Source organism: Halobaculum sp. EA56, from assembly GCF_051195075.1.
In the GTDB taxonomy this organism is placed as follows: domain Archaea; phylum Halobacteriota; class Halobacteria; order Halobacteriales; family Haloferacaceae; genus Halobaculum.
Window position 1 is genome coordinate 1 of sequence record NZ_JBNTJX010000049.1, and the last position, 5,299, is coordinate 5,299.

At 61.0% G+C, this 5,299-nt stretch carries 7 protein-coding genes; all 7 read right to left on the reverse strand.

The genetic code is table 11. The features are described 5' to 3' along the window. Positions 1 to 148: 148 nt before the first annotated feature. The gene (locus ACQUQ1_RS21570; protein ID WP_435066277.1) at positions 149 to 475 is read right to left on the reverse strand and encodes a DUF7558 family protein; all 327 of its coding nucleotides are present in this window, start codon (positions 473 to 475) and stop codon (positions 149 to 151) included. Then, a complete protein-coding gene (locus tag ACQUQ1_RS21575; protein WP_435066278.1) occupies positions 475 to 765 on the reverse strand; it encodes a hypothetical protein in 291 nt (96 codons plus the stop codon). The genes ACQUQ1_RS21570 and ACQUQ1_RS21575 overlap by 1 nt, the downstream gene beginning before the upstream one ends. A gap of 184 nt (positions 766 to 949) precedes the next feature. Continuing rightward, a complete protein-coding gene (locus ACQUQ1_RS21580) occupies positions 950 to 1,294 on the reverse strand; it encodes a hypothetical protein (RefSeq protein ID WP_435066279.1) in 345 nt (114 codons plus the stop codon). Positions 1,295 to 1,564: 270 nt separating this feature from the next. Beyond that, positions 1,565 to 1,999, reverse strand: coding sequence for a hypothetical protein (locus ACQUQ1_RS21585; protein WP_435066280.1), 435 nt, complete (start codon positions 1,997 to 1,999; stop codon positions 1,565 to 1,567). An 8-nt stretch (positions 2,000 to 2,007) separates the two neighbouring features. After that, positions 2,008 to 2,541 carry a DUF7342 family protein gene (locus tag ACQUQ1_RS21590; RefSeq protein ID WP_435066281.1) on the reverse strand — a complete coding sequence of 178 codons (534 nt, stop codon included), beginning with the start codon at positions 2,539 to 2,541 and terminating at the stop codon, positions 2,008 to 2,010. Between the two features lie 211 nt (positions 2,542 to 2,752). Further along, positions 2,753 to 4,015: a phage NrS-1 polymerase family protein gene (locus ACQUQ1_RS21595; RefSeq protein WP_435066282.1), complete on the reverse strand. Its 1,263-nt coding sequence runs from the start codon at positions 4,013 to 4,015 to the stop codon at positions 2,753 to 2,755. Between the two features lie 351 nt (positions 4,016 to 4,366). Further along, positions 4,367 to 5,299 (reverse strand): primase-like DNA-binding domain-containing protein (locus ACQUQ1_RS21600; RefSeq protein WP_435066283.1); only part of this gene is annotated, 933 nt, incomplete at its 5' end.

The window sequence follows — 5,299 nt, forward strand, 5'->3', positions numbered from 1 at the left end:
ACTGCGGCCAGTGCGTCGGCCCGGTCGATGAGCCGATCGGGGGCCCGAAACTGCACGCGCTTCTTATCGGTGCTCATAATGTGTACATTGTGAGCCAACGCACTTAGCCGTTTTCGTGTGTACGATGTGAGCCTCAATCGCCCAAGCGTCACTCGGCAACGAGGTGCTCCGTGAGGTCACGCGTCCAGTACGTCGCGAGCCCACCAGGGCTACAGCGAGCACACAGTTGGACTGGCCCCTCGAGATGGCCGAGTTCGACGCGGAACCGGGTAAGTGCCGCGAGGGCGTCGACGACCAGTCCGCACCCGTCGCAGGCGTGGTGGTCGCGCTCGTCGGGATCCGACCGCGTCTGGGTGGCGCAGTCGACACAGATTGGGTGCGTCACCCGTTCGTCTTTCCCCCACGTATGCGCCTCGCCCATCTCTGCACCGGGCGGTGAATCGCAGAACGCACACCCAGAAAGCGTCTGTTGCATCAGTTGTCCTCCGCGTCGGCGTCGGTGGCAGCCCGCCAGCCACGATGGAACACGGCGAGCTGGGTGATTGATTCGAAGGGCTTGCTACTGGGCTCGTGGACGAGAATGCGGTGGTCAGGGATCGGCGTCACCACATCGTCCTCGACGAGGTCACCAACGAGACGGCGGGCACTCCGCTCGTCGATGTCCGCCGTCGCGACCCGGGACGCATCCCGGTCCTGTGCAACGAGTTCGGTTTCGAGCCGGTCGTAGTCGCCTGTCGTGTCGTCGATGATATCTTGACCAGACATAGGAATCACGCTTCTGCACGCGCTTCGAGCGCGCCTCACGCCTCCTGGCGCCGATAGACACACCTGCGGTGCGGGCACGATGTCCTCCGTCAGCGATCTGCCTTCAGATAGCCTCGTTCCTGGTTGGAAGGAAGCATGACGCTACTCCAACACCTACTGTGAGCTACCCCTTGCTGTCGGTCTGTTAGAGTGCGATCACGAGCCCGGTCACGAGTGTCACGAGTCCGAGTGCCAGCCACGTCGTCCGTGCTGCAAGGCGCTGCCAAACCCGCCTCCCCAGCTGGCGGAGTTGATCACGGAGGGCTGCCCGCCGTTCCGTTTCGAGGACCGCGACTTCGCCGTAGTAATCGCGGCGCTCTGCGGGAAGCGTCCGGAGTGTCGTCTGGCACTCACTGCAGGTGTATTCGAACTCTGCACGGACATGCTGGCGGCGGAATTCTTGCTCGCCGCCCTCGTCGTAGCCGGTGACCTCGTACACGAGGAGTTTTGAGACGAAGCGACGGTTCCCACACTCCGGACATTGGTCCATCCTGAGCGTTGGTGTTCCATCCTCGCTGCTCGTATCGTCTGGCCAGGATGTCTGTGGCTCTGTGTCCTCGGTCTCTCGGGGTGGGCTCGTGTGGTTTTCTGACGGCGATGCACTCGCTGTCTCGGAGTTACTAAACGTAGACATGGATTCACCTGTGACCGCGCTCAGTTGACACCAGGCTGGACACCACGGCGGCTCTCGTGTGGTGCCCATCGGGCTGAGCGCCGTCACCCTTGGTCGGCGCGATAAACGCCACTGCGAGGGAGTCGTCTAGTCGTCCCACAGTGCTGCAATCCGTTCTTCGATCTCGTCGAGGACCAGTTGCAGGACATCACGATGATCGGTCGGCCACGAATCATCGTCACCGGGCGTGAGGGCGGTGGGCGGGGGATGGAAGTGGTCGCGCGTATTGTGGGGGTTCGGATGCCGATCCCATCGGCATTCCCAGGTGTGCCCCGAATGTAACTCACGATAGTGGATTGTGAAGTCGTCGTTCGTGTACCAGCGGACAGTCAGGGTTGCGTCGTCGACGGGCGCTGGGTAGTATGACGATGCAAAGACGACCTGAAGCTCGAAATGGCCGCTTGCATCCGTGATGGCCGCGTGGGAGACCTGCCTCGTCGCTTGGAGCCGCGTCTGAAGGAACTCGAGGATGGGACGATCGATGGGGGCAGGGCTCCCGCCATCGCCTGTCGGTGGCACCATCGAGCGGGCTACCCGGATGCCTGTTCGCGCTCGCCACCCGTGCGTTGCTGGCGGGCGCGCTCGTAGCGGTCCCGCTCTTCGCGGGCGGTCGTCCAGTCGGCGAGGTCGCCGTACACGTCGTCGATGGTTCGCTCGTCGCTGCCCTCCGCGGCGGTGACAGCGTCGACGGCAGCCGGTGACGCGGCGTCGTACGCCTCCTCATACTCGGTGATGTGCGTCGTGAGTTCACGAACGCGATTCTGCAGGTCCTCGACGGAGTGGTCGGCTGCGAGCTGGTTGATGCGTCGCCACTCGAAGTACGCGTCATTGCGTTCGTACGTGGCTGGATGGCCATCGTGTCGGGTGACGATGCCGAGGTCGTCGAACCACCCCAGATACTTCCGGGCGGTCTTGGGGTCACAGTCGGCGCTGTCGGCGATCGCGCTCGCCGTCGTCGGCTCGCGGGTTTGCAGGATGGTCCCGTAGATGCGCTGTTCGACGTCGTCGCTGCTGAACGGCTCCTCGAAGGGGGGCGGCCCATCGGCGGCGTCTGTCTCGGACATACTTGGGATTGCAGAGCGAAGGATATAGTTCTTACTTCGAGGAATAGTTTCCCGAACTACAGTCTCCTGCGGTAGCCACCGTTTTGCGGCGAGATTGAGCGTAGTTAACCAACAAATAGCGTGATATGGCGAGTTTGTTGGTTAACCATCTTGGCTCGCGGAACCTGAACGCCCGAGAGAGACCTTCCCGGATGGCGGTGAAGCGGCGACACTACTCGGATCGACCGCCGAAGAATCGACTTAACAGCGAGGCTGGCTCTGAGTCATCACCGGTCTCGTCCCCCGTACCGGGTTCTTCCTCGTGGGATTGCGCAGTCTCCTGGTCACGGGCTTCGAGTTCATCGGTGAGTCGTTCGATTTCTGCTTCGAGGCTCTCGATCCGCTCAGTCTTCTGTTCGAGTGTTGCCTCAAGTTCGTCGACGCGCTCACTCAACAGTCGGTTTTTCTCCGCCAGATACGCACGACTCCGGTCTGCCTCGTCAGGCGTCCCGCCAGTTGCGACCCCGTCAGGTGTGCCGTGAGGATCTGCGACCTCGTCGCCGGCGTTCGGGTCGTAGAACTCCGACGTGGTCGCAATCGCTCGCTCGATGGTCTTCTCGCCGTACGTCGACCCGTCAGCGTAGTGGACCTCGTCCCACTTCTCTCGCATCAATCCCGACTGGCGGAACAGCTGCTCCATTTGAGTCCGGTCACCACCGGTCCAGAACGCCAGCAAACAGCACAGCGCCATGTCGGCTTCCGACTGACTATCGTAGCCGACCGTATTCCCGTTCCAGAGCCGCTCGAACTTCTCACCGTTCGATGCGTTTCGCGCTTTCTCGAGGAGGTCCTCGTCTTCAAGGTCGACGTCAACGTCAGCTGCACCGGTCGTCGGTGACCGGGCGGCAGCGCCACCACGCGATTCGGACTCGGAGGCTGTATCACGCTCGGTGCCCTGGACGTACTCACGGTGAATCGCTGTGAGCGCGTCCTGCCGACGTGCAACGTGCGTCGGTGTCCGCTCGACGTGGTCGCCAGTAACGGTGAAAAAGCGGGCCGTGTCGTACAGTTCGACGCTCCCGCGACGGTTCCGCCCATCGGGGAGTTCGCCGGTAATCAGGACGTGATAGCCAGTACCGGACGGTGACACCTCCGTATAGGAGTCGAGTCGTGCGATGATATCCAACGCTGCGTCGTCGACGTCGTCTGTCTCGGGATCGCGGCAGTCGTCCAGATCGACACCGACGATGGGATCGTCGTCAGTAAACACGAACCCGATGCCATCGGCGTACTCCGTCTCGCTGTAGTCGAGTGCTGCCTCGAAACTCGCCCAGCTCTCCGACTCTGTTGCTGACGCGAACCCCCCAGCCCCTGGCGTCACCGGAATCTTCGTCGGTTTGCCGTCCCGTTTCTCTTCGCGCCAGCACACCCATTGGTCGCGTTCGCGTAACGTCTCCGGAATCGCCTCCGGCTCGTTGACGATAGGGTCACTCATCCTCACGTAGCACCTCGCATGGCTCTCACTGGCTCTGAGCCAGCACAGAACGCTCTCTGCTGTACGTCGCGATCCAATCCCTTGGTCCCAACGGGGACCCCCCGTTCTATCCTAGTTGGTTGTTGGGTGGAACACCCGCTATAGCAGGTTAAAAATCGCTGGACGTGAGCGTGTTCCACCCATTTCGGCCGTTTCGTAGCTGTTCCACCCATTGAAGATTTGGGTGGAACATGCCGCAGTCGGGTGATTTCCGACCTTCGAGTTTGATTGGATGAGGTCATGATTCAGCTTGGGTGGAACAGGTCTCAAGAAGTCCCGATGATATCGGGAATTGGACCGTGTACGTCCATTTCATGGCTGAAAGTCCTCTTCAGACCGGATGCGGACACCAGTGTAATGCGGGACGGGTTCCCCGTCGATTCGCTTCTTCGTGGAGTCCACCTTGATGTGGGTGTTGAGCTTCCGGGTGAACCAACTCTTATTCAGCGGATCGTCGATGCCGTGTGCCTCTGCCCAGTCGTTGTAGAGACCGAATACATCGTCTTTCGGCACGGCTTCATCCGCGTCTTCGACGAGATATTCGTCGACAAACGCTTCGAACGACGGTGGCGATTGGTCTTCCTCGACTGTCTCATCGGCCTGGTCGTTCTGACTGGGTGGTTCGTCAGCGGCCGCTGATTCAGGCGATGCGGGACGGAATGCCCCGTCAGTGATTGCCGAGAGTGGCCGCTTCTCACCGTCTTCATACACGACCGATTTCGCCTCATCGTGAAGGATGACGATGCCGTACGTCGAACGTGTGTAGTCTGGGACGGGGAGTTCGGTTTCGGGGACGAATGGCTTCTTGACACGCACCCAGTCGTTCTCGAACGCCGATTTCGTCTCGTAGATGTGTTGCTCACCATGCTCATAAACGACGTACTCGTCGGCAGCGTGGTCGTAGCTGTAGATGGCCGGAACACGATCTTTCGAGAGTTTTCCAAGCGACGGGAGGCGGATGTGTTCCGTCCCGCTGGCATCACGAAGGACGATCTCATCGCCATCACGCCGCCAGATGTTCTGGGTCCCGTTCTCGTCGTCGGTCGCCGGTCGGACGGCCGTCACTCCACCTTCTTCGGTCGCTCCGCCGTTGAACGTGAGATTCGAATCAGTCGTGTAGAACCGCGTCTCACCATTCTGGAGGGTACGGACGGGTGGTGTGAGAATACCGTCGACACGCTCGGCCCACTCAGTTTCGTCGTTTCCTGGGCGAACGACAAACAGCGGGATATCCCCTGCTTCTTG

Coding starts and splice junctions, on each gene's coding strand:
- ACQUQ1_RS21570 (WP_435066277.1), bottom strand. CDS start 475: ATGCAACAGACGCTTTCTGGGTGTGCGTTCTGCGATTCACCGCCCGGT.
- ACQUQ1_RS21590 (WP_435066281.1), bottom strand. CDS start 2,541: ATGTCCGAGACAGACGCCGCCGATGGGCCGCCCCCCTTCGAGGAGCCG.
- ACQUQ1_RS21595 (WP_435066282.1), bottom strand. CDS start 4,015: ATGAGTGACCCTATCGTCAACGAGCCGGAGGCGATTCCGGAGACGTTA.
- ACQUQ1_RS21575 (WP_435066278.1), bottom strand. CDS start 765: ATGTCTGGTCAAGATATCATCGACGACACGACAGGCGACTACGACCGG.
- ACQUQ1_RS21580 (WP_435066279.1), bottom strand. CDS start 1,294: ATGGACCAATGTCCGGAGTGTGGGAACCGTCGCTTCGTCTCAAAACTC.
- ACQUQ1_RS21585 (WP_435066280.1), bottom strand. CDS start 1,999: ATGGTGCCACCGACAGGCGATGGCGGGAGCCCTGCCCCCATCGATCGT.